The following is a 21120-nucleotide window of genomic DNA, read 5'->3' on the forward strand; positions in this document are numbered from 1 at the left end:
ATACATCGGCAGCGCCTGAGCCCTACAATCGGGTCAGCCTGTCATCCTCTGCTGGCTTCTCCTCGCGGACCTGGGTGGCAGGCTGCGCGGGAGCATCCGGAAGCACGACAGCCGGGCGGCGTTTTTTGCTCTTTACCGACCGGCCGTACACCAGGTACATGGTGGTGCCCATGATGATCATCAGCAACACGGTGTAGACGAAGGTCAGGGCCATGGCATCGCTGATGTTTTCGCCCTGGGTGCTGTTCTTGATCACGATGCCAAGGGGCTCATACAGGGGATGGTAGAGGAACACGGCAGTGTCGTAGTCGTCCAGCAGGCTGTTGAAGTTGAGGGCCGTGATAGCCGCGGCGGTCGGCAGCACAATCGGCAGAAGCACCCGGCGGAAGGTGTACAGCGATTTGGCCCCGAGGATCGCCGCGGCGTCCTCAAGGGAATCGCTGATCGAATAGAACGCTGCCTTGAGCATCCGCAGCGTAAACGGGATCTTGATAATGATGTACGCGGCCAGCAGCACCAGCACAGTGCCGGTCAACACCTGGCCGCCCAGGAACGGTGAGGGCCGGTCGAACGTCATGATCAGTCCCAGGGCGATCAGAGTGGAAGGCAGGATCCACGGAATGTGCAGCAGGTATTCAAAGGCCGCGGTGACCGGGTTGCGGAACTTCTGCACCATCCGGGCCACAAACAACAAACCGCCGACGACGACGACAGCCGCCACCGCGCTGTACACCAGGCTGACGGCAAACGGCCTGAAAGCGGATTGGTCTGTGAAGACGGTGATGTAGTTGTCGAGGGTGAACCGGTCCCAAGACAACGTCGCCGATGAAATGCTGGCGGTATCAGTAAAGGAGAAGACAACAATCAGCAGGATCGGCAGTGAGTAAACGAGGAAAAGAGCGTATGCGGCCACGTGGACCAGAGCGTTGGCAACCGGGTTTTCGATCTTCTGCTTTTTCATTCCGGCGGAAACCTTGGACACGGAAAAGTAGGTCCCGCCGCGCTCTACCCGGCTCATGATTGCCAGCATCACCACGGTCGCCAGGCCGAGGATGAGGGCAAGGAGGGCAGCGATGTCGCGCGAGGTGGTTGATCCGGAAAAAGTGAGGATCATCGGGCTGATGGTTTGGAAGTTCTCACCACCGAGCACCTGCGGCGCGGTCAGTGCGCTCAGGCCGCCAAGGAACACCAAAATGGTGATGGCGAAGAGCATGGGCCGCATCATGGGCAGCACGATCCGCCAGAGAATGCGCAGCGTCGAAGCACCCATGTTCCGGGCGGCCTCGATCGTTTGGTAATCCACTTTGCCCAGCGCAGAGGAAAGGAACAGCATGTGGTTGGAGGTGGTGGAGAAGGTCATCACGAATACCACCGCGTAGAAGCCGCTGAACCAGGCAGGGTCCAGGCCTGGAAACCAGCCCAGGAGCAGATTGGTGACGAAGCCGTTCTGGCCGTAGATGAACTTGTATCCGGCCACCAGGACGATTCCGCCGTAGATCAGGGTGGTGGCATAGCCGAGCCACAGGATGCGTGCCCCGCGGATGTCGAAGTACTGAGTCACCAGCACGATGAAGATGCCTACGGCATTCACCGTCACGGACAGGACCACGGCCAGGATGAAACTGTTTGCCAGGCTCTTCATGGCCCTGTCGGAGCTCAGCAGCTTCTCGACGGCACGGCCGGAGAACTCGCCTTTGGGAAAGAAGGTTTCGGTGAGCAGGTTGATGTTTGGCAGGATCAGGAAGGTGCCGATAAACCACACCAACACCACTGAGGTGGCGATGACGAGCGGGGAGCGCCACATACCCTTGAATGAAGTTTTCACGGCCGGTGCCCCTAGTACTGGAGAACGTTTGTCGGATCGATGAACAGGTCCACCGAGGTGCCCGGGTCCATCCGGGTCAACCCGTTCTCTGTGACCAGTGCTTTGATCCGGTTGCCTCCTGCTGTGACCGTGTACCGCGAATGCATGCCGTGGTAGCTGCGGGCTGACACCGTGCCGTTGACCTTCACCGCTCCCGGTCCGGCCGTCAGCGGATCCAGCGACACCTTCTCCACCCGAAGGTAGGAGTTCTTGGCCGGATCCAGGGCCGCCGTTGAACGGTCATTGAGCCGGCGGACCAGTTCGGTGTCCAGCACGTTGATGTCGCCGATGAAGTTGCAGACAAATTCGGTCGCTGAACGTTCATAAATTTCCTGCGGCGGACCCACCTGTTCCACCACTCCCTTGTTGAACACGGCAATGCGGTCGGACATGGTGAGGGCCTCGTCCTGGTCATGAGTGACATAGACCGTGGTGATCCCGAACTGGCTCTGCAGATCCTTGAGCTGGCCGCGCAGCTGAACCCGCAGCTTCGCATCGAGATTGGACAACGGCTCGTCCAGCAGCAGGATCTTGGGTTTGAGCACCAGTGCGCGGGCGATGGCCACGCGCTGCTGCTGCCCGCCGGAGAGCTCCGAGACATTTTTGCTCAGCTGCTCGTCGCTCAGTTCCATCTGTGCGGCGATCTCCCGGACGAGCCGGGCCGTATCAGCCTTGGATTCTTTTCGAACCTTCAAGCCAAAGGCGATGTTTTCCCAGACATTCATACTGGGAAACAGGGCATAGTTCTGGAACACCATGCCGATGCTTCGCTTGTCGCTCGAGAGATGGGTGACTCGCTTGCCGTCAACGAACACGTCTCCGCCGCTGGGACTGATGAAGCCCGCCAGAGTGCGCAGCGCCGTCGTCTTGCCGCAACCGGACGGACCCAGGAGGGTGAAGAATTCACCCTCCTGGATTTCGAGATCCAGTTGTGGAATGGCGACGAAGTCGTCGAAGGAAACTTCAATGCTGTCGTACCGGATCATGGGTCTGTTCCTGTCAGGGCATGTATTCGAGTTCGATTTTTTCTACCCACTGCGAGATGTTGTCGCGGACGAATTCCCAGTCCATGTCCTGCGGGGGAATGGCGTCGTAGGCTGCGAGAACCTCCGGATCGGTCATTTCTATAGCCTTCTGATTGGCCGGAAGGCTCTTGAACTCAACTGCGAAAGCACCCTGAACATCGCCGCTGCCGAACCAGTTGATGAAGCGCTCAACTTCGGCCTGCTTGTCGGTGCCCTTGATGATGCCGACCTGCTCCACAGCGTAGGGAACACCAATTTCGGGTTCCATGACGCCGGCCGAAACTCCGTACTGGGTTTCGCGGGCCGGAATGCCGCTGATGGTCATTTGTCCCATGTCCACTGTGCCGGCTGCCATCCGGGCAAACAGGTCTTCGCCTTCGACAGCCTTTGAGCCGTTTTCAAAGTATCCGCGGACCTGTTCCCAGCCCTCATCGGATATGCCGAGGTCTCCGGACTCGTCGGCATACCGTGTCAGGATGCTGGCCATGATGATCTGCTGCGTGGCGCCGGCGAGGGTGCTGACCGACTCGTAGCGTCCCTTGTACTGTTCGTCGCTCCACAGGTCCGTCCAGTCGGAGGGCGACTCTGCCTCGGGGACGGCTGCTGTGTTGTACGCCAGGACAATGCCCTGCTGGACCAGCGGCCAGAAGGTCTCTCCGTCACCCAGGCTCTCGTCCACGTCGCCTGACCATTCTGGAGTGTAGGGCTCCAGGAGCTCCTCCGCCTTGATCTGTTCGAAGTACATGTTGTTCAGACCGAAAACGACGTCGGCAACCGGGTTGCCGCCTTCGGCGATGATGCGGTTCGTGAGGTCGGCACCGCCGAGCCCCACAATCTCCAAGTCGAACCCGGCTTCGGCAGCCTGGGCCTCAAGCCATTCGCCCTTGCCGTCGGAATTGGAATTGGTATAAACCACCAGCGTGGCGCCTTCGGAGCCGCCTTCGTTGCTGGACGCGGTAGAGCTGCCGCAGCCGGTGAGCAGCAAAGCCGCTGCCAGTCCGGCGCCGATGAATTTGGTACGCACGTCGCCGTGTCCTCTCTGTCCCCCCGGCGGAGCGCCGCGATGGCCTGAACCTATCACTGAGCGGGTTCGGCATAGATTCGGCGCGGCGAGTCGTGCAGGTAATTTCCGCTGCGCTCAATGACCGAGGGCGGGCCTTCCCGCCGCTTACCCCGCCGCCCGGGGATTCGTTTCCTCCTGAACTGCGGTTCGGGCTAACCGGGCATCCTGAAGCGATGCCCGCAGCGGCGCATCCGCGGCTGCATCGGCAGCGGTCCAAGCCAGAGCCAGTGCTGCATCCATCACCGCGGCATCGGCCGCCGGGCCGGAGGTTTCCTCGGCGAAGGCTGCCGTGTGGGGCATTCCGCGGGCTCCGCGGACGGCGATGACGGGATGGATGGCAGGCATCACCTGCGACACGTTGCCCATGTCGGTCGATCCGCCTCCGCCTCCCGACGGCGGACGCACCAGCGTGCGGCCGGTTGCCCTCAGGTTTTGGTTCCACAGCCGGAGCAGTTCTTCATGTTGGCGTACGGGAAGGTAGGCGGGGGAGCGCTGGTCCACCGACCAGGTGCATCCGGTGGCCAAGGCGGCACCCTCGCAGGCAAGGAGAACCCGGTGCACGGCGTCGTTTTGCACGTGCACATCGTTGGCCCGGACTTCAAGGGACAGTTCCGCATGGTCCGGAATGACATTAATGGCGGACCCTCCCGCCGCAAGGAGCGCATTGATCCGGACGCCGTCGGGCAGCTGCTGGCGCAGCAGGCCGATGGCGACCTGCGCCACCGTTGCCGCGTTCAGGGCATTGACGCCGTCAGCGGGCGCAGCCGCAGCATGGGATGCCTTACCGGTGAAGGTCACGGTAAACCGGTTGCAGCCCTGGGACGACGTACCGCTGCAGTCGATATCCGTTCCCGGCGTGGGGTGTGCCATCAGGGCAATGTCGGCCTGCGCAAAGGCGCCGGCATCCAGGAGAAGGGCCTTGCCGCCGCCCTCTTCCTCGGCCGGCGTTCCCAGGACAATGACGGTGAGGTCCAGGTCCGTTGCCGCCGCGGCGAGCGAGAGGGCGGCGCCGACGGCGGAGGCAGCGATGATGTTGTGCCCGCAGGCATGCCCAATTTTCGGCAGGGCGTCATATTCGGCGCAGATCAGCACCCGAAATGACCCCGTGCCGTAGACGGCTTCCACAGCGGTGGGCAGGCCGTAGCAGCCAACAGTGGTTGCAAACCCTGCGTCCCACAGGGCAGCAGCCACCCGGGCAGCTGACCGGTGCTCCTCGAACGCCACCTCCGGATCTTCGTGCAGCTGTGCAGACAGCGCCAGAACAGCGGGCCGGTGCTTGGCCAGACGCGCCCGGATGGCAGCCTTCGCGGCGGCGGCCGTCGTCGTGCTCATACGGCGCGTTCCTCCTCTGCCGGCCGGGAGGATGCTGTCGCCGGACCAGCTGCTTGCGCAGGGGGCGCGACCGTTCCCGCATCATTCCGAAACCGCAGCGCCACCAGCGCCAGGGCCAGCGACAGCGCCGCGCAGAGGCCCCAGACCACGAGATAGGAGGCATTGGCGGAAGCGGTGGTGCTTTCGCCGTCGATCTGGAGGGTGACCAGGAAGGCGGACATGACCAGGGCAAACACCGCGCCGCCCACGGATCCGGCAGCCGTCCGTGACGTGTTGTAGAGCGCGGAGGCGACGGCGACGGAGTCCTCGGGTGACTTTCTCACCACGATGGCAGGCAGGACGCCGAGAATCAGGCCGTTGCCGAAGGCGCCAACCAGCATTGCGGCGAGGAAGGGCATGGTGGCGGTGGCGAAGCCGATCATGGCCACATAGGAAACGATGGCGAGCAGCGATCCCAGGACCACCGTGGACTTGGCGGTGATGCGGGCGGCGATCCGGTCGCCGAGCGTTGCGCCGGCAAAGGTGGCCAGCGCGAGGACCAGGAACAGGAGGCCAACGCTGCCCGGGGACAGGCCAAGGCCGAAACCGTGGGTTTCCGGATCGGTGAGGATGAACAACGAGCCGGCGGTCTGCGAGCCGAACATCTGGGCGCCGAACAGGGCGGCCGCCAGGATGGGCAGGCCGATGCCTGACGTCGTGAGCACTTTGAGGTCGACGAGCGGATACGTCACCTTGCGTTCAACCTGCAGCCACAGAGCCAGCAGCGCCAAACCGAGCACAATGGAGCCGATGGTCAGGCCCGAACCCCAGCCCCAGTTGCTGGCGTTCGCGATGCCCAGCAGGGCGGACAGCAGCCCGGTGGTGAGCAGGGCGGCGCCGGGCCAGTCCACGCTTCCGGCGCTGCGGGTGGTGGTTTCGGGCACCAGCCAGGCGACGACGGGAATACAAAGGAACATGAAGACGGCCGGCACCAGCAGGACCACGGTCAGGTTATCGATCATGGCGAGCAGGATGCCGGAGACCATGGCGCCGATGGCACCGCCCACGGTGAGCGCGCCGACCAGCTTGGCGATGCTGCGGCTGGCGGTTTCCGCGTTCCTGCTGCGGACAATGGCGAACTCCAGCGGCAGGAAGGCACCCAGCGGCGCCTGCAGCGCGCGTCCCAGCAGCAGCACGCCGAAGCTGGGCGCAAACGCGACAACCACCGAGCCCACGGCCACCAGGCAGGTTACGGAGTTCCTGTACCGGCGCACCGGATACGCGCAGGATTTGGGTGTGCCTCCGGAGAAGATCATCATCGATCCGGGCCACGACCTGAATAAGAACACGCTCCATTCCCTCGAGCTCACCCGCCGCCTCGCCGAGATCGCAGCCCTGGGTTATCCGGTGCTGGCAGCTGTGTCCAACAAGGATTTCATCGGTGAAACCCTCGATGCCCCCAAACAGGAGCGCGTTGAGGGGTCCCTTGCGGCGGGCGTTGCCAGCATCATGAACGGTGCCCGCATCCTCCGGATGCACAACGTGGCTGCCGCATCCAGAGCCATCAGGATGACCGAAGCCATCCTCGGGTGGCGGGATCCGGCATACCTCCGCCACAACATGGGCGACGCCAACGAGCCGGCCGTGCCGGCATGACCACGCGCATTACCGCCGCCGGCTTCGACAGGGAGCTCAGCGACGAACAGCTCATGGCGGCATATGCCTGGGATGATTCCGCGGTGCCGACGCGCCGGCCGTTCTTCCGGTTCAACTTTGTGGCGTCCGCTGACGGTGCCGCGGCGCTTGACGGCCGCTCCGGCGGGCTCGGCGACGGGGCGGACCACCGGGTGTTTGAGCTGCTCCGGCAGACCGCCGACGTCATCCTGGTTGGGGCGGGAACGGTGCGGGCCGAGGGCTACTCCGGGGAACTCCTGGCACCGGCCGGGCAGCTGTGGCGCGCCGGGCGCGGAATGACTTCCCACCCCGGGCTGGCGATTGTCTCCGGCTCACTGGATCTGGATCCTGACAGTGCGTTGTTCCGGGAAGCGCCCGTCCGCCCTCTGCTTTTGACAGTGGCCGCCGCCCCCGCGGAACGGCGGACGGCACTGGCGGGAGTCGCCGACGTCGTCGTGGCGGGGGAGCGGACGGTGGAGCCGGAGCAGGCGGCGCGCGTGCTCGCCGGCCGCGGTTTTCACCGGGTCCTGTGCGAGGGCGGCCCGCAGCTTTTCGGGTCCTTCCAAGCCGCGGGCCTGGTGGATGAGCTGTGCCTGACCGTGAGTCCGCTGCTGACGGCCGGCACAGCGCCCCGGATTACAGCGGGAACGCCGGAGATTGCGCCGCACCGTCTGAACCTGGTGCACGTCCTTCGCGGCGGCGACACGTTGCTTCTGCGGTACGCCGATGGCGGGGCCGCCGGGCGTAACTAAGCTTCGACGTCGTAAACCATGGCCGGGTCCCGCGAGAGGATGCGGTCGCGCATTTGGACCTTGAGGACCTCCAAGCAGGCCAGCTCCACAGGAGTCTTGTCCGGCTTGGCCGTGAGCGCGATGAACTCGTCCGTAACGATGCCGTCGTTTCGGATTACGCAGGTGACTCGTGCTTCGCCGGCGCTGATCTCGAAGACGTAGCGGGCCAGGGTGTTGCCGCGCTCCGGCCGGGCGAGCTCAGGGATCACGGAGTAGCGGTCGCCGGTGACCGCACGGGTGACGAGTTCAAAGGCGTCACGGGCGCCGGGTCCTCCGAACGGAGTGCGAACGCGGATTTCGCCGCGCTCAACACGGCCTCCCGGGATACGGGCAGCCAGTTCCGGCAGTGCACGCCCCAGTGCTGCAAAGGCGTGCGCAACGCCGCCGGGAAAGCCCTGCCCGTGGTACTTCATGCAGTCGGCAAAGGTGAAGCTCAGCTGTACGCCGTCCTCCCAGACGGTGACCGCGCGGTCAGGGTTCGGAACCGGTGTCGGTTCGGGGCGGTTGGCTGCTGCGTTTGTCATTCGGGCGTCTCGATTTCGGTGCTTTGGTTTTTGTTCGGGGCGGATCTGTCGGCGTCGGATGATGGCTGGCGCCGTCGTCGGTACGAGCTGGAGCGGCAGCCGCAGCAGGTCGATTCGGGCAGAAAAACCGTATCAGGCTCCGGAATACGTGACCTAAACGCCGGTATCCACAGCAGCCCCCTGACTCAGTTGCGGAGTCTCTGGCTCAGCCGCGGAGTCTCTGAGGTCGGATGGGCGGATGTTGAAGGTCCTACGGCAGCAGCAGCCGGCTTGACCCTGATGGCATTGACCCTGCGCTCGATGATTACTAGGTTCTGCCCATGCCGCTGAATTCAGTTTCGACCGACAATGACGTCCTCGCCATCTCCTGGTCATTCCCCGTTCCGGTGGAGTCCGTCTGGGCCGGGTTTAAGGACCCGGAGGTCCTGTCCCGGTGGTTGGGCCGGCCCCTCGAATGGGACATCACAGTGGGCGGAACCCTGGTCGTCGACCACGGCGAGGGGTGCACCTCCCGCAGCATCGTTACCGAGGCGGATTCGCAGCGCGGGCTGAGCATGACCTGGGAATTTCCGGATGAGCCGGATTCCCGAATCACCGTCATGTTCGGCTCCGAAGGTGCGGGAACCGGCATGGACTTGGCCCACTACGATCTGGGCGACCTGATGAATTCCTATGCACCCGGCTGGATGACGCATCTGACGTATCTGGAGGCTGCTGTGAGCGGGGCGCCGCTGCCGTCGTCGCAGTTTTGGCCGCTGCACTCCACCTTTGAGACGCTTTACGGCGGTGCCGCCGAAGAGCCGGCTGTTCCGGCCGTCTCGCCGGCAGCGCACGCCCTGTAGCTGCATGTGCCCTGGCCGGTGCGGAGCTCTCCGGCCACGTCCGCCTGTCAGTCAGTGGGCCCGCTGTGCCAGCTGCAGGTTGCGAATCAGTTCCTCGCGGCTCTGCCCGATCAGACCCTTCAATGTCTCCGGCCCGCGGGAATTGGCGATGACGACGCCGTAACCAGACGCGATTGCGGCACGCGCCAGGGTGCTTCCCGCTTGCCCGGCGCCGAGAATACCGATGGTGGTCATGAGCGCACCTCCTTGATCGTCCCGTGCAGGACGCCAGCCTACGTGTTTGGAAGCGGGTACGGGGCGCCCTACTCTCCCGTAGCCGCGGCTGGGGCGGGACACTGGTGGCGGCACGCGCCTGCGGGTCATAAACAATCACGTCCGGCCCAGCGGGCCCTTCACCTTGGGCCAGCCAGCCAGCCCTGGCAAGGACGGAAAGCGGAGGAGCGCATCGTGACACATGTACTGGTCACCGGGTCAACCGACGGCATCGGGCGGGCAACTGCCAAAAGGCTCCTGGAGCAGGGGCACGCCGTCGTTGTCCACGCCCGCACGCCGGCCCGGCTGAGCGCCGTTCAAGACCTGATTGAGCGAGGTGCCGGGGAGGTCGTCGGCGACCTGAGCCGTCTGCCCGAGGTTCGGGAGCTGGCGGAGCAGGCGAACAGACTGGGGCGGTTCGACGCCGTGATCCACAACGCCGGGACCATGAACGGCTCGTCCGTCCTTCCGGTCAACGTGGTGGCCCCGTATGTACTCACCGCCCAAATGGAGCGCCCGGGACGCCTGATCTACCTCAGCAGCGGCATGCACCACAGCGGGCGGCCCGATCTGACCGGCATTGACTGGAGCGGCAACCGGGCGGCGCGCTCCTACTCTGACTCGAAGCTGTTCGTGACAACGCTCATGGCCGCGGTGGCCAGGATGTGGCCGGACGTCTTGTCGCACGCCGTGGATCCGGGATGGGTGCCCACGAGGATGGGCGGTTCATCCGCACCCGATGACCTGAGTCTGGCCGACGTCACCCAGGCCTGGCTTGCCACGACTGACGATCCCGTTGCCTTGAAGAGCGGCCGGTACTGGTTTCACCGGCAACCCCGGGCTCCGCATCCCGCGGTGCAGGACGAGGCGTTTCAAGAGGAGCTGCTGGCGTCCCTCGCCGCATACACCGGCGTCGCGCCCGGATCCACACCCGGTCCCCCCGGCGCGAAAGGTTGAGCACCCCAGTTTTGGGCAGCGGATAGGTTATCCACAGTTCGGCGGTCCCCGTAGACCCCTGGCCGTTGGCTCTGTTGAATGAACGGCAGATGCGACGTCGTCCAAAGGGGCAGCCATGAAATTCGACATGACCACGCGCGCAGACGATCCCTTACCGTCCGGGACCGTCGCCGTCGGAGCGATCGGTACGTTTGATGTCGACCCTGGCGCCGTGGCTGCCGTGCTGCTGGACGTTGATGCCGAAACTGCCGGCTACTCGCCTGCAGCTTCGGCGATGGTCCAGAACCTGGCAATGCTGGCGGAAGAATCCAAGTCCGTCGTTATTGCGGAAAAACTGGCCGTTTTCGGCGACAACATTGTGCACCGCGGGTTGGCCGACATCACCGGGCGCACCGGAAACGCCCTTACCGCCGTCGCCGAAGTGCTGGGTATCCTGTCCGCTGCAGACACTGAAATGAGTGACACCGCCCGCCACTGCGCTGCCCGTGCCGCGCAACGTGCAGCTGACGACGATCCCTATGCCCAGGGTGACAGCGAGCAGACGCACCGCAACCGGTCAGAACCGGTCCGGTGATGGGCGCCGGAACACCCCTAAACCTGGACGGTTTTCGTCAGCTTCTTCCGGACAGCGGCGCACTGCAGGCGCAGGCAGAACTGATGAAGACGGCAGCTGAGGACATCGAATCAATTGCGTCCTCAACGGCCGGCACCTGGGAGGGGCTGCAGGGCTCAGGCGTTTACTCGGCACCGGGGCAGGAACAGGTATTTGGGGCCTTCGCGCCCGTCCGAATCCGCGGCAGTGACTTGTTGACCGCTGTCGCAGAGGCCTCCAGTGCAATGAAGGGCTTCGCGGAGGCGGCGGAGGACATCCGGCGGCGCTTCAACTCCGAAGTGGTACCCGGAGCGGAGTCCTTCCTCTCCGAAACCGCCGGGCAGGCAACCCACGAGTGGGACGATGACGATGAGCTGGTGGAGCGGCAGAACTTTCTCGTGTCGCGGATGAACGCCCTCGCAGCAGACCTGGATGCGGCCCAGCGGGCCTGCGCCAGAGCGTTGGGAAGCATCGAAATGGGCGGCAGCGTGTGTGCTCCCATTCCGGAGCAGCGCACTCCCGGAGACAGGCTGGGCCTGATGCATGCCATGGGACGCGGCAGCGGGATCATCCCGGAGACGGATCGCGGTCTCACCCGGCGGCAGCTCGACGGCGCTAAACCCGGTGACCTGCCGTGGGGCTGGAAGGTGGAACGGGACAACGGCAGCAGCCACATCCAAAAGGGGGTCCAGGACCAGGTCCGGGGGATCGCCGACGACGCCGTCGTCCTCGCGGGCGGCCACGGTGTCGAGGCCCAGCTTGACCTGCTGCAGGGCAGTGCCTTTTTCCTGGGTGCCGTGACCGGCGGACCGCGGGCAAATGCGAACCGGGAACGGCTGCTCCGTGAAATGGTCCACACGGAACTGTTCAAGACCGACCCCCTGCGGGCGCTCGGCCGCTTGTCATTTGATCTGGGGACCGTCCTGATTCCCGGAGGCCTGGCAGCGAAGGGCGCAGCGTGGCTTCGAACAGGCACACCGCCGGGAATCCACTCCGTCAGGGAAGCGCAACCGGGTCTGCTGGACCATCTGCAAAGTCTGTACGGAGCGGAACCGGAGCAGCCCCCGCCGTTCCCCGCGGGACCGCCCGACCAAAGAAACCCGTCGGGAGTCGGCCGCGACCCGGACCAGCCCCCGGTACCGGGCGATAACGACTACGGAAACGGTGTCTGGGAAAACATCAAGCGGAGGGAGCAGGGCGCCGCGTACCAGGAGTACATAACGGGAGTGAAGCCGCCCGGTGCTGGCCTTGCCACTGAGTATGTGCTGCCGTCCGAGAACGCTTTCCGTAACAGGGTGGAATTCGACGGCCATTACTGGAGCCCCGGCCCGCCGCCGAAAGAAGTTTTCCTTGAGGCTAAAGGCCGGTATGCCTTCATGGACAACTTTATTGCCAAAGAGGACAAAGAGTCAGGGCGTGTTCCGGCGCGTACCAAACTGGATTGGATAGTCCAGGAGAAATGGATCATCGGTCAGATGCAGACCCAGGTTGATGCCCTGGCAGACAACCCGCATGCAACGCTTGAATGGTACGTTGCCGATGAACTGGCGGCGCAGAGACTGCAGCAGCAGATTGATTTGGACGAGGAGCTCAGGGGCATGGTCAAGGTCATTTGGGAACCGCATCCGTGACGACAGGGAAAAGAGACGAAGTGGGCAAGTCGGAAAAGATGACCACGGCATCCGAGGTGTTCAGCCCCGAGCATGGGCAGATAACCCTCTACATGGCATGGAAAGGACGCGGTGAGACGTCCGGGGAGATTGCGGCGAGGCTCCTGCAGACCATGTCGGTCCTGGCAGACCGGTACTCGAATGACTCTGCCGGCTTCTACAGCCTGGGCGGGGACAATCTTGAGAGCCGAATCCGCTTACCCGGCAAACTTAAGGAACTCGCCGTTTACGCGGCCGGGAAGACTGACCAGGACGAGGATGGTGCGCACCACGAGAACGGCAGGACCCGGCTCGTTGCTTTGCTTTTGCCTGATCCTTCCGCCCCTGATCTGCAGTCGGACGCAATGCTGAGCGTGGTTGCGGGAACTTCCCTGGGACTGACCAACAAAGTGTCAGTGCAGTTTGAATCCGGCTTCCCGCTGGGCACCCCAGCGGAGGCGGCCCGCTGGTTTCTGGAGCTGGTCCGGATCTGGCAGCCGGAGTACGCCCTGTTGAAGACCGGCCTGACCAACAGCACGGACTACAGCCTTGGTACTTATGCGGGATATCTGTCGTGGGTCTCCAACAAGGCCTTTGACCCCGTGCCGCCGCTTGCATCTGCGGTTCAAATTCCCTTTGGCGACGGCATGCTTTACGCAGCAAGAAACTGGACCCTCGATGGCTTTGCTGCCCTCTCGCGGGACTTGGCCAAGGCAGGGGCCGGACAGGTACTTCAGATACCCAAGTTCCAGGACCCCCCTGAGTTTCCCAGCCAATATCCCGAGGAGTTGTTCAGGCTGGACGAGCAAGTCCGCTGGGATGCCCGCTAACCGGGCACCCGGTTCACTTCCTTATTAACTCCTGAACGACAAAGCCGACATGCCGCCGCGAGTCACACCCCGACCCCCGATTCCGTTCCGAGCCGCGTCACAGCGTAGCCTTGACCTGTGAAAACCTTCGAAGACCTCTTTGCAGAGCTGAGTGAGAAAGCGCAGAACCGCCCCGCCGGTTCACGCACGGTAGCTGAACTGGAATCGGGCGTTCACGGCATCGGCAAGAAGATTGTCGAAGAAGCCGCCGAAGTCTGGATGGCCGCCGAATACGAATCCGAAGCCGAATGTGCCGAGGAGATCTCCCAGCTGCTCTACCACCTGCAGGTACTCATGCTCGCCAAGGGCATGACCCTCGAGGACGTTTACAAGCATCTCTAGCCACGCGCTGAACCAGTGCGTGGCCCCGCCGGCAAACCTCACCCCACAAACAGTGACTTCCAGCGAAAGATGCCTCCCATGCTCCGTGTAGCCGTCCCCAACAAGGGATCCCTCTCCGAATCCGCCTCCGCCATGCTCTCCGAAGCGGGCTACCGCCAGCGACGCGACAGCCGCGAACTGGTCCTGGTTGATCCGGACAACGACATTGAATTCTTCTTCCTCCGCCCCCGAGACATCGCCGTGTACGTCGGCGCCGGAACGCTCGACGTCGGCATCACCGGCCGCGACCTGTTCCTGGACGCCGAGGTGGACGCCGAAGAACTGATGAACCTGGGCTTCGCCAAGTCCACCTTCCGCTTCGCCGGACCGGCAGGCGACTTCACCTCCGTCGACCAGCTCGAAGGCAAGCGCCTGGCCACCAGCTACGACGGCCTGCTGCGCAACTACCTGGCGGAGCGCGGAATCAACGCTTCGGTGGTGAGGCTCGACGGCGCCGTTGAGTCCTCTGTGCGCCTCGGTGTCGCGGACGCGATTGCCGACGTCGTCGAAACCGGAACCACCCTGCGCGCCGCCGGCATGGAGATCTTCGGCGAACCCATCCTGAAGTCGGAGGCCATCCTGATCGGCCGCCGCGGAGCCAGCCCCGCCGGCGTCGACGTCCTGATCCGCCGCCTGCGCGGCGTCCAGGTGGCGCACCAGTACGTGATGATGGACTACGACGTGCGCCGCGAACTCGTGGACGCGGCAGCTGCGCTGACGCCGGGCCTGGAATCGCCCACCGTATCGCCCCTGCAGGACAGCGGCTGGGTGGCGGTGCGCTCCATGATCAAGAAGTCGGACACGAACCGGATCATGGACGAGCTCTACGACCTCGGCGCCCGCGCCATTCTCGTGAGCACCATCCACGCCTGCCGGATCTAGGGGAGGAACACCGTGAGTGTTGCCATCCGTGTTATTCCCTGCCTGGACGTTGACGCCGGCCGCGTGGTCAAGGGCATTAACTTCGAGGGCCTGCGCGACGCCGGAGATCCTGTGGAGCTGGCGCACCGCTATGACCGTGCCGGTGCCGACGAACTGACCTTCCTGGACGTCACGGCGTCCTCGGGGGAGCGGGACAACGTGTTCGACGTCGTCTCCCGGACCGCGGAGGAAGTCTTTATTCCGCTGACGGTCGGCGGCGGAGTGCGCGGCATTGCCGACGTTGACCGGCTGCTGCGCTCCGGCGCGGACAAGGCCTCCATCAACTCGGCCGCCGTCGCACGACCGGACGTCATCAATGAGATCACCCGGCACTTCGGTTCCCAGGTGCTGGTGCTCTCCGTGGACGCACGGCGCACGCACGACGGCGCCACGCCGTCGGGCTTTGAAATCACCACGCACGGCGGCCGCCGGGGGACCGGGATCGACGCTGTCGCCTGGGCCCGCGAAGCAGCTGACCGCGGCGTGGGGGAAATTCTGCTGAACTCGATCGACGCTGACGGCACCCGCGAGGGTTTCGACATCGAGATGATCAAGGCCGTCCGCGCTGCCGTGGACGTGCCGCTGATTGCCTCCGGGGGAGCGGGCAAGCCGGAGCATTTCCCGGCCGCTGTGATTGCCGGGGCAGACGCCGTCCTGGCCGCCTCGGTGTTCCACTTCGGGCCCGACGACGCAATCCAGCAGGTCAAGCAGGCCATCCGCGACGCCGGGTTCCCGGTCCGCTAGGGGTTCCCGGAAACGCTGCGCGTTGCCGGAAACGCTGCGCGCGGTTTCCAAGACCGCGTGTGCAGCCGCCGCGAAAAGCAGCTATTGCGTTGAGGCGACGAAGATCTGCGACGGCCCGGTGACGGTGGCCGTCGCAGAATCGCCGGCGTACAGGATCTTGGCCCCGGGCTCCACCTCGGCCGTAACCTCATCCACAGTGATGCCGGCGGGTTCCATCGCGGCCAGTATTACACTGAACGGTCCCACACGGACTGGCATCGGATCATCGCCTACGACTACCCGCCGCAGGTCCAGATCGTCGCTCCAGAGCGGAATGCGCTGCTCGCCGTTGCCCACATCGAGCACGGGCAGGGGAGACGGCTGCGGCTGTCCGCCGCCCGTCAGAAGCTGCAGTTCGCAGAGGTCCACGTGCTCCTTGGTCAAACCGGCTTGCAGCGCATTATCGGAGTTGCCCATAACCAGCACTGCCTGGCCGGACAGATAGGTATGCAGGCACCCGGGAGGTATCACGGCTACCTGCCCGGGATCCAGCCGGATCAGCTTCATGCAGAGGGCCAGCAGGACGCCCCGGTCGTGGGGGAAAATCTGCTGCAGCCGGCGGACTACGGCGGCTGCTTCGGCGGCGGGTCCTTCCCCGTCCCTTACGCGCTCCACGGCCTCAGCTGTTTCCCGCAGTGCAGCTGTGTTTTCGCCAGGCGTCATGCGCAGCACGGAGTGGATGGCGGTCTCATGGCGGAAGGAAAGGTAGGAACGCAGCCAGGGCAGTTCCAGCCCGGAAGCGATGGCCTGAAGTTCTTCCGTGGTCCGTTCGCCGGCCAGCACGCGCAAAGGCGTGAGGGCTACGGCGACCTCACACTTCGGGTGGCGGTCCTTGTAGTTACGGTTTCCGGCGCCTAAGGGCACGCCCCGGGCCTGCTCCCGTACGAAACCCGTCAGAGCCTGCTCCCCATGCGGGTGCAGCATGATGGGCGGCGGAACATCGGCGTCCAGGACTTTGAGGCGGAAGGGAAAAGGAGAACCGGTTTCGGCTTCCTGATGGGGTACAGCAACCGGCCGGTCTCCGGCAATCCGCTCCAACGTTTGCCGGTAGGTCTCGGGGTCCCAGCCAATGAGCATGCCGCGCGAGGACGGGGGTGAAGGTCGGCGGGCGGATGCTTCGGACATTGGGCGGGCAGAATCAGTACGCACGCGGGTCACTTACATCACCAAGGTGGGACAAAGAGGAAAATATCGGGAACCGGAGGGTCCGACAAATACACAACCGGTCCTACTAATTATAGGCGTTCCCTCCGCAGCTTGCGGCTCACTGCGCCGGGCCGGATGCCGTGCTTTTCCTGCGGACTCAATCGGTAACTTCCGCGGACACAGGCCACAATGGTTCCTGTCACTCCACGAAGGGAAATAAATGCGCTCCACCGCCGGCCCCGGCCTGCTCTTTGTCCTGGTCTGCGCCATGGGCGCCGGCCCGGTCATGAACTACGGACTTTCCGCCACCAGCACGCTGATCATGGCGGACCTGGGCATCAGCGAAGCGCAGTTCGGGCTGCTGGCCGCCACCTGTTTCGCCGGAGCCGCTGTCTGCTCCATGTGGCTGGGCCGGCTCAGCGACCGCATCAGTGCCCGGTCCCAGCTGCTGATCATCTTCGGCGGCACGGCCCTGGCACTGTGCTGCACAGCGGTCTCCGGAAACTACCTGTGGCTGCTGGCCGCCGTCCTGCTCTCAGGCCCGGCCCAGGCCATCTCCAACCCCACCACCAACCGGATCATCATCCACGCAGTGGAGCCGGGAAAGCGGCCGGGTTGGATGGGAATCAAGCAGTCCGGCGTGCAGGCCAGCCAGCTGTTTTCCAGCCTCTTTTTCCCCGCCGCAGCCCTCCTCGCAGGGTGGCGCGGGGCCGCAGCGGGCGCGGCCCTGGTCCTGGGCCTGTTGCTGGCCTACGCCTGGCACCGTGTGCCCGCTGAGCCGCGGGGGCTGTCCGCGCCTGCGTCCGCGCAGCGGCCGGCGGACCGGAAATTCCCCGCCTCGGTCTGGCTGCTGGCCGCCTTCGCCCTGTTCTCCGGCGCCGGAATGCAGGCCACCAATGTTTACCTGCCCCTGTTTGCCCAGCGGGAGATCGGCTTCTCGCTGCTGATGGGCGGCGTCACCGCGGCCGTGGCCGGCGTCGTCGGGGTCGTCTCCCGGGTGCTCTGGGGGCGGCGAATGGCAGACGGCATCCGGGCTTCCACGCTGCTGCTGATCCTGGCCGCCGGCGCCGTCTGCGGCGCGGCCCTGCTTCTCGCCGCCGGGCAGACCGGCGCTCCGGGGCTGCTGTGGGCCGGTGTCATTTTCCACGGCGCGTCAGTGCTGGGCGTGAACGTGGTGGTGATGGCCGGCGTGCTCCGGGAGGTGCCGAAGGAGCGGGTGGGCGCGGCATCCGGGGCCGTGTCGCTCGGCATGTATTCCGGGTTTGCGCTGGGACCGCTGGCCATGGGCCTGCTGCTCCAGTATTCCGGCGGTTTCCTCACCGGCTGGGTGTGCATCGGCGCGGCGTACCTGATCTGCGGCGTAATCGGCCTCGCGCACCGGCGGCTGGGCTCGAAACAGAAGCGGCCCGGCGCCGTCGTCCGCTCCCCGAGGAAATAAACGACGCCGGAGCAGACTTGTGCTTAAAGTGCCCTTTGGCACTGTTCCCCCCACAGCATGGAGAAATATGACCACCGCACGCGCTTACGCCGCCACCTCTGCCACCGACCCGCTGGTTCCCACCACGATTGAACGCCGCGACGTCGGCGCTCATGATGTCCTTATCGACATCGCCTACGCCGGAGTCTGCCACTCGGACATCCACACTGTCCGCGGCGAGTGGGGACCCATCGCCTACCCGCAGGTGGTTGGGCATGAAATCGTCGGCACCGTGGCCGAGGTTGGATCCGAGGTCACCAAGCACAAGGTCGGCGATCGCGTTGGCGTGGGTTGCCTGGTCAACTCCTGCCGCGAGTGCGAGAACTGCCAGGCCGGCATGGAGAATTACTGCCTCAACGGCAACATCGGCACCTACGCCAGCAAGGACGTGGACGGCAGCATCACCCAGGGCGGTTACGCCACCTCCGTGGTGGTCAATGATGACTTTGTCCTCAGCGTGCCGGAGAGCATTCCGTACGAAGCTGCGGCACCGCTGCTCTGCGCCGGCATCACCACGTACTCGCCCCTCGTGCACTGGAACGCAGGGCCGGGCAAGAAGGTCGCCGTCGTCGGCATGGGCGGCCTCGGCCACATGGCCGTGAAGATCGCCGTCGCCATGGGCGCCGACGTCACCGTCCTGTCGCAGACGCTGAGCAAGCAGGAGGACGGGCTGCGCTTCGGCGCCAAGGACTACTTTGCGACCAGCGACGAGAGCACCTTCGAGAAGCTGTCCAACACCTTTGACCTGATCATCAACACGGTCAGCGCTCCGATCGACCTGCAGCAGTACCTGTCACTGCTGCGACTGGACGGCACTATGGTCAGCGTGGGTGCCCCGCCGGAGGCCCTGCCGATCTCCGTCTTCACCCTGATGGGCAAGCGCCGTTCCTACGCCGCCTCGAACATCGGCGGCATCCGCGAAACGCAGGAAATGCTGGACTTCTGCGCCGAGCACAACATTGCTCCCGAGATCGAACTGATCAGCGCCGAGGACATCAACACCGCCTACGAGCGTGTGCTGAAGTCCGACGTCCGCTACCGGTTTGTCATCGACGCCGCGACGATCTAGTCCCTGACCACAGAATAGGGCGCCGCACCCGGACGGGTGCGGCGCCCTTGGCGCTTCAAGGTGCCCTACCCGGCGGACCGGCGGTTCTGCAGCAGCGCCACCAGTTCCTCGACGGTGCCGTTGGTGACAAACCCGTCGCCGGCCCCGCGCGTGATGTCCAAGTGGTAGCTCAAGCCGTCTCCGGCCAGCAGTGCCAGTTTGGCCAGCGCCGTATCACCCAAGGCCTCCACCAGGATGGCGTACCAACGGTCGCGCCCGACGCGCAGGGTCCGGGCTGCGTCCTCATGCCCCCGCTGGGCAAGGCGGGTGGCTGCCACAACCATGCGTTCCAACGGTGATGCTTCCTCCAGCGACGAAGACAGATAGTAGTGAACGGCCTTCTCCGGCTCACGTGCCATGGCTGCCACGTCGGCATCAATCAGGGCCTGGAGCCGACTCACCAGCCCGTCGTCGAGGGCCTGCCGCGACGGAAAATGATGCAGCAGGCCGGCCTTGGACAGCCCGCTGCGGCGGGCGGTTGCATCAATGGTTGCCTCTTGGGAGCCGTGCTCGCAGAGCAGCGCCACGTAGGCGTCGATAATCTGGTCCTGCTTGCTGTCTGTGCTCATTAAGTGTGGCTCTTCCGGAAAATAAAAACGGCGGCGCACCCACCTCTTGGATGGTGTGCGCCGCCGCACTCAGGGTCTACTTCTCGACGATACCCCAGGCGGAACCGTACCCTGCCGGCTCCTCGGCAGCCAGGAGGTCCAGGAACGGCTTGGCGTCGAAAGCCTCCGGGCCCAGGACGCCTGCCCCCGACCATGTTCCGCTGGCCAGCAGCTCGAGGGCAATCACGGGGTTGATGGCGGTCTGCCACACCACTGCCTGCGAGTCGTCACGCGCCATGGTCTCTTCGTTGTCGGCAACGTGGTAAAGGTACAGCGAACCCTTGGAACCGTCCTTGCGGGTGCCGCTCACCAGGACGCCTGCACAGGTCTTTCCCTTCATCAGGGGACCCAGCGTGGCCGGATCGGGAAGGCATGCGGCCACCACGTCACGCGGAGATACCTGCTGTCCACGCACGGTCACCGGCTCGGTGGAATCCAGGCCCAGCTTGTGCAGGGTTTGCAGAACCTCGATGAACTCGTTTCCCAGACCGTACTTGAAGTCCACCCGCTTGGCGTCGATCCACCGCGGCATCAGGGACACTTCCTCATGCTCGACATTCACGCACTCAACTTCGCCGATTCCTTCGGGGAACTCGAAAGTGACGGGATCGGAGAAGGGCTCACGGGCAAACCAGCCGCCCTTGTCCTTATCGAATAGCACCGGCGGGTTCAGGCACTCCTCGATGGTGGTCCAGATAGAGAAGGAGGGTGCGAAGTCATAGCCGTCCACCGTCAGGTTGGCCCCGTCGCGGACACTGAGCTCATCGATTTCGGTGAAGAGCTCATCAGCGGCATAGCGGGCCAGGACATCGGAAAGACCGGGCTCCACGCCCATGCCCACCAGCGCCAGCTGTCCGTCCTGCTCCCACTTTTCCGCCACGGCAAACTGGTCGTCGCCGAGCATGACGTTCGTCTTGGTGAAGGGCTCCTCGGGATGACGGACGGACAGGCTCATGGCCATGTCCACGTAAGTGACACCGGCGGCCTTGCAGGCGTTGAAGATGGGCATCACGAACCGGGGGTCCACCGCGTTTAGCACGTGGGTGGCATTGGTGGAGCGGATCAGCTCCACGATGCTCTCTTCGTTGGAGGCATCCACCTGAGCTGCGCTGTAGCGGCTGTCGGCGACGGCCGCCACCAGGGCCTCGGGGCGGGACGGATCGTAGTCTGCGATGGTCATCCGGTCGAAGAAACGGCGACGGGAGGCGATGCGGGCGGCGGCGGATCCAACGCCGCCGGCACCGAGAATGAGAATGTGCATAATGAGTCGCTTTCGAATTGAT

The 21120-nt window shown here is 64.6% G+C and carries 22 protein-coding genes; 12 read left to right on the plus strand and 10 right to left on the minus strand.

Translation table 11 applies throughout. From position 1 onward, the window contains the following. Positions 1–22: 22 nt before the first annotated feature. The 5 genes from WKB88_RS01390 to WKB88_RS01410 form a co-directional block, all read right to left on the minus strand. The gene (locus WKB88_RS01390; protein WP_341393194.1) at positions 23–1804 is read right to left on the minus strand and encodes an ABC transporter permease; all 1782 of its coding nucleotides are present in this window, start codon (positions 1802–1804) and stop codon (positions 23–25) included. Positions 1805–1836: 32 nt separating this feature from the next. Continuing rightward, positions 1837–2850, minus strand: coding sequence for an ABC transporter ATP-binding protein (locus WKB88_RS01395; RefSeq protein ID WP_341392753.1), 1014 nt, complete (start codon positions 2848–2850; stop codon positions 1837–1839). 13 nt (positions 2851–2863) lie between these two features. After that, on the minus strand, positions 2864–3913 hold the full coding sequence (locus WKB88_RS01400; RefSeq protein ID WP_341392754.1) for an extracellular solute-binding protein: 1050 nt from the start codon (positions 3911–3913) through the stop codon (positions 2864–2866). 144 nt (positions 3914–4057) lie between these two features. Beyond that, positions 4058–5284: a M20 family metallopeptidase gene (locus WKB88_RS01405; RefSeq protein WP_341392755.1), complete on the minus strand. Its 1227-nt coding sequence runs from the start codon at positions 5282–5284 to the stop codon at positions 4058–4060. Beyond that, positions 5281–6579, minus strand: coding sequence for an MFS transporter (locus tag WKB88_RS01410; protein ID WP_445818848.1), 1299 nt, complete (start codon positions 6577–6579; stop codon positions 5281–5283). The genes WKB88_RS01405 and WKB88_RS01410 overlap by 4 nt, the downstream gene beginning before the upstream one ends. On the opposite strand from WKB88_RS01410, the gene WKB88_RS01415 reads away from it, so the two are divergent. Further along, entirely contained in the window at positions 6524–6919 is a 396-nt protein-coding gene (locus tag WKB88_RS01415) for a dihydropteroate synthase (RefSeq protein ID WP_445818858.1), read from the plus strand. The two genes, WKB88_RS01410 and WKB88_RS01415, sit on opposite strands and share 56 nt — an antisense overlap. Further along, positions 6916–7689, plus strand: a complete 774-nt coding sequence (locus WKB88_RS01420) for a pyrimidine reductase family protein (protein ID WP_341392757.1) — start codon at positions 6916–6918, stop codon at positions 7687–7689. Before WKB88_RS01415 ends, WKB88_RS01420 begins: the two co-directional genes overlap by 4 nt. Here WKB88_RS01420 and WKB88_RS01425 read toward each other — a convergent pair. Continuing rightward, positions 7686–8252, minus strand: a complete 567-nt coding sequence (locus WKB88_RS01425; RefSeq protein ID WP_341392758.1) for a hypothetical protein — start codon at positions 8250–8252, stop codon at positions 7686–7688. The genes WKB88_RS01420 and WKB88_RS01425 overlap by 4 nt on opposite strands. Before the next feature lie 320 nt (positions 8253–8572). On the opposite strand from WKB88_RS01425, the gene WKB88_RS01430 reads away from it, so the two are divergent. Then, complete coding sequence (locus tag WKB88_RS01430) at positions 8573–9094, plus strand: SRPBCC domain-containing protein (protein ID WP_341392759.1); 522 nt, start codon at positions 8573–8575, stop codon at positions 9092–9094. Positions 9095–9145: 51 nt separating this feature from the next. Here the strand turns inward: WKB88_RS01430 and WKB88_RS01435 are convergent, their stop codons facing one another. Beyond that, positions 9146–9328: an NAD(P)-binding domain-containing protein gene (locus WKB88_RS01435; protein ID WP_341392760.1), complete on the minus strand. Its 183-nt coding sequence runs from the start codon at positions 9326–9328 to the stop codon at positions 9146–9148. Positions 9329–9541: 213 nt separating this feature from the next. On the opposite strand from WKB88_RS01435, the gene WKB88_RS01440 reads away from it, so the two are divergent. From WKB88_RS01440 to hisF, 7 genes are all read left to right on the plus strand, one after another. Then, the gene (locus WKB88_RS01440; protein WP_341392761.1) at positions 9542–10303 is read left to right on the plus strand and encodes an SDR family NAD(P)-dependent oxidoreductase; all 762 of its coding nucleotides are present in this window, start codon (positions 9542–9544) and stop codon (positions 10301–10303) included. Between the two features lie 115 nt (positions 10304–10418). After that, entirely contained in the window at positions 10419–10877 is a 459-nt protein-coding gene (locus tag WKB88_RS01445) for a DUF6507 family protein (RefSeq protein WP_341392762.1), read from the plus strand. A gap of 83 nt (positions 10878–10960) precedes the next feature. Then, the gene (locus WKB88_RS01450) at positions 10961–12526 is read left to right on the plus strand and encodes a Tox-REase-5 domain-containing protein (RefSeq protein WP_341392763.1); all 1566 of its coding nucleotides are present in this window, start codon (positions 10961–10963) and stop codon (positions 12524–12526) included. A 20-nt stretch (positions 12527–12546) separates the two neighbouring features. After that, positions 12547–13374 (plus strand): hypothetical protein, encoded by an 828-nt coding sequence (locus tag WKB88_RS01455; RefSeq protein ID WP_341392764.1) that lies wholly within the window; start codon positions 12547–12549, stop codon positions 13372–13374. A 117-nt stretch (positions 13375–13491) separates the two neighbouring features. Next, complete coding sequence (locus WKB88_RS01460) at positions 13492–13755, plus strand: phosphoribosyl-ATP diphosphatase (protein ID WP_341392765.1); 264 nt, start codon at positions 13492–13494, stop codon at positions 13753–13755. A gap of 78 nt (positions 13756–13833) precedes the next feature. After that, complete coding sequence (hisG, locus tag WKB88_RS01465; RefSeq protein WP_341392766.1) at positions 13834–14676, plus strand: ATP phosphoribosyltransferase; 843 nt, start codon at positions 13834–13836, stop codon at positions 14674–14676. Between the two features lie 12 nt (positions 14677–14688). After that, positions 14689–15459: an imidazole glycerol phosphate synthase subunit HisF gene (hisF, locus tag WKB88_RS01470; RefSeq protein WP_341392767.1), complete on the plus strand. Its 771-nt coding sequence runs from the start codon at positions 14689–14691 to the stop codon at positions 15457–15459. A gap of 81 nt (positions 15460–15540) precedes the next feature. On the opposite strand, the gene WKB88_RS01475 is transcribed toward hisF, so the two are convergent. Continuing rightward, positions 15541–16623 carry a type I phosphomannose isomerase catalytic subunit gene (locus tag WKB88_RS01475; protein ID WP_341392768.1) on the minus strand — a complete coding sequence of 361 codons (1083 nt, stop codon included), beginning with the start codon at positions 16621–16623 and terminating at the stop codon, positions 15541–15543. Between the two features lie 241 nt (positions 16624–16864). On the opposite strand from WKB88_RS01475, the gene WKB88_RS01480 reads away from it, so the two are divergent. Together WKB88_RS01480 and WKB88_RS01485 are read left to right on the plus strand one after the other, a co-directional pair. Continuing rightward, complete coding sequence (locus WKB88_RS01480) at positions 16865–18082, plus strand: MFS transporter (protein ID WP_341392769.1); 1218 nt, start codon at positions 16865–16867, stop codon at positions 18080–18082. A 67-nt stretch (positions 18083–18149) separates the two neighbouring features. After that, positions 18150–19190, plus strand: coding sequence for an NAD(P)-dependent alcohol dehydrogenase (locus tag WKB88_RS01485; protein WP_341392770.1), 1041 nt, complete (start codon positions 18150–18152; stop codon positions 19188–19190). A 65-nt stretch (positions 19191–19255) separates the two neighbouring features. Here the strand turns inward: WKB88_RS01485 and WKB88_RS01490 are convergent, their stop codons facing one another. Together WKB88_RS01490 and WKB88_RS01495 are read right to left on the minus strand one after the other, a co-directional pair. After that, positions 19256–19798, minus strand: a complete 543-nt coding sequence (locus WKB88_RS01490) for a TetR/AcrR family transcriptional regulator (RefSeq protein WP_341392771.1) — start codon at positions 19796–19798, stop codon at positions 19256–19258. 76 nt (positions 19799–19874) lie between these two features. Then, on the minus strand, positions 19875–21098 hold the full coding sequence (locus WKB88_RS01495) for a saccharopine dehydrogenase family protein (protein WP_341392772.1): 1224 nt from the start codon (positions 21096–21098) through the stop codon (positions 19875–19877). Positions 21099–21120 lie beyond the last annotated feature (22 nt).

Origin of the sequence: Arthrobacter sp. G119Y2 (genome assembly GCF_038069765.1) — a bacterium.
Lineage (GTDB): Bacteria > Actinomycetota > Actinomycetes > Actinomycetales > Micrococcaceae > Arthrobacter_B.

Excerpts from the sequence above, each read along its gene's own strand:
- WKB88_RS01390 (WP_341393194.1), bottom strand. The coding sequence starts at position 1,804 with ATGTGGCGCTCCCCGCTCGTCATCGCCACCTCAGTGGTGTTGGTGTGG.
- WKB88_RS01395 (WP_341392753.1), bottom strand. The coding sequence starts at position 2,850 with ATGATCCGGTACGACAGCATTGAAGTTTCCTTCGACGACTTCGTCGCC.
- WKB88_RS01405 (WP_341392755.1), bottom strand. The coding sequence starts at position 5,284 with ATGAGCACGACGACGGCCGCCGCCGCGAAGGCTGCCATCCGGGCGCGT.
- WKB88_RS01410 (WP_445818848.1), bottom strand. The coding sequence starts at position 6,579 with ATGATCTTCTCCGGAGGCACACCCAAATCCTGCGCGTATCCGGTGCGC.
- WKB88_RS01420 (WP_341392757.1), top strand. The coding sequence starts at position 6,916 with ATGACCACGCGCATTACCGCCGCCGGCTTCGACAGGGAGCTCAGCGAC.
- WKB88_RS01425 (WP_341392758.1), bottom strand. The coding sequence starts at position 8,252 with ATGACAAACGCAGCAGCCAACCGCCCCGAACCGACACCGGTTCCGAAC.
- WKB88_RS01430 (WP_341392759.1), top strand. The coding sequence starts at position 8,573 with ATGCCGCTGAATTCAGTTTCGACCGACAATGACGTCCTCGCCATCTCC.
- WKB88_RS01435 (WP_341392760.1), bottom strand. The coding sequence starts at position 9,328 with ATGACCACCATCGGTATTCTCGGCGCCGGGCAAGCGGGAAGCACCCTG.
- WKB88_RS01445 (WP_341392762.1), top strand. The coding sequence starts at position 10,419 with ATGAAATTCGACATGACCACGCGCGCAGACGATCCCTTACCGTCCGGG.
- WKB88_RS01450 (WP_341392763.1), top strand. The coding sequence starts at position 10,961 with ATGAAGACGGCAGCTGAGGACATCGAATCAATTGCGTCCTCAACGGCC.
- hisG (WP_341392766.1), top strand. The coding sequence starts at position 13,834 with ATGCTCCGTGTAGCCGTCCCCAACAAGGGATCCCTCTCCGAATCCGCC.
- WKB88_RS01475 (WP_341392768.1), bottom strand. The coding sequence starts at position 16,623 with ATGTCCGAAGCATCCGCCCGCCGACCTTCACCCCCGTCCTCGCGCGGC.
- WKB88_RS01480 (WP_341392769.1), top strand. The coding sequence starts at position 16,865 with ATGCGCTCCACCGCCGGCCCCGGCCTGCTCTTTGTCCTGGTCTGCGCC.
- WKB88_RS01485 (WP_341392770.1), top strand. The coding sequence starts at position 18,150 with ATGACCACCGCACGCGCTTACGCCGCCACCTCTGCCACCGACCCGCTG.
- WKB88_RS01490 (WP_341392771.1), bottom strand. The coding sequence starts at position 19,798 with ATGAGCACAGACAGCAAGCAGGACCAGATTATCGACGCCTACGTGGCG.
- WKB88_RS01495 (WP_341392772.1), bottom strand. The coding sequence starts at position 21,098 with ATGCACATTCTCATTCTCGGTGCCGGCGGCGTTGGATCCGCCGCCGCC.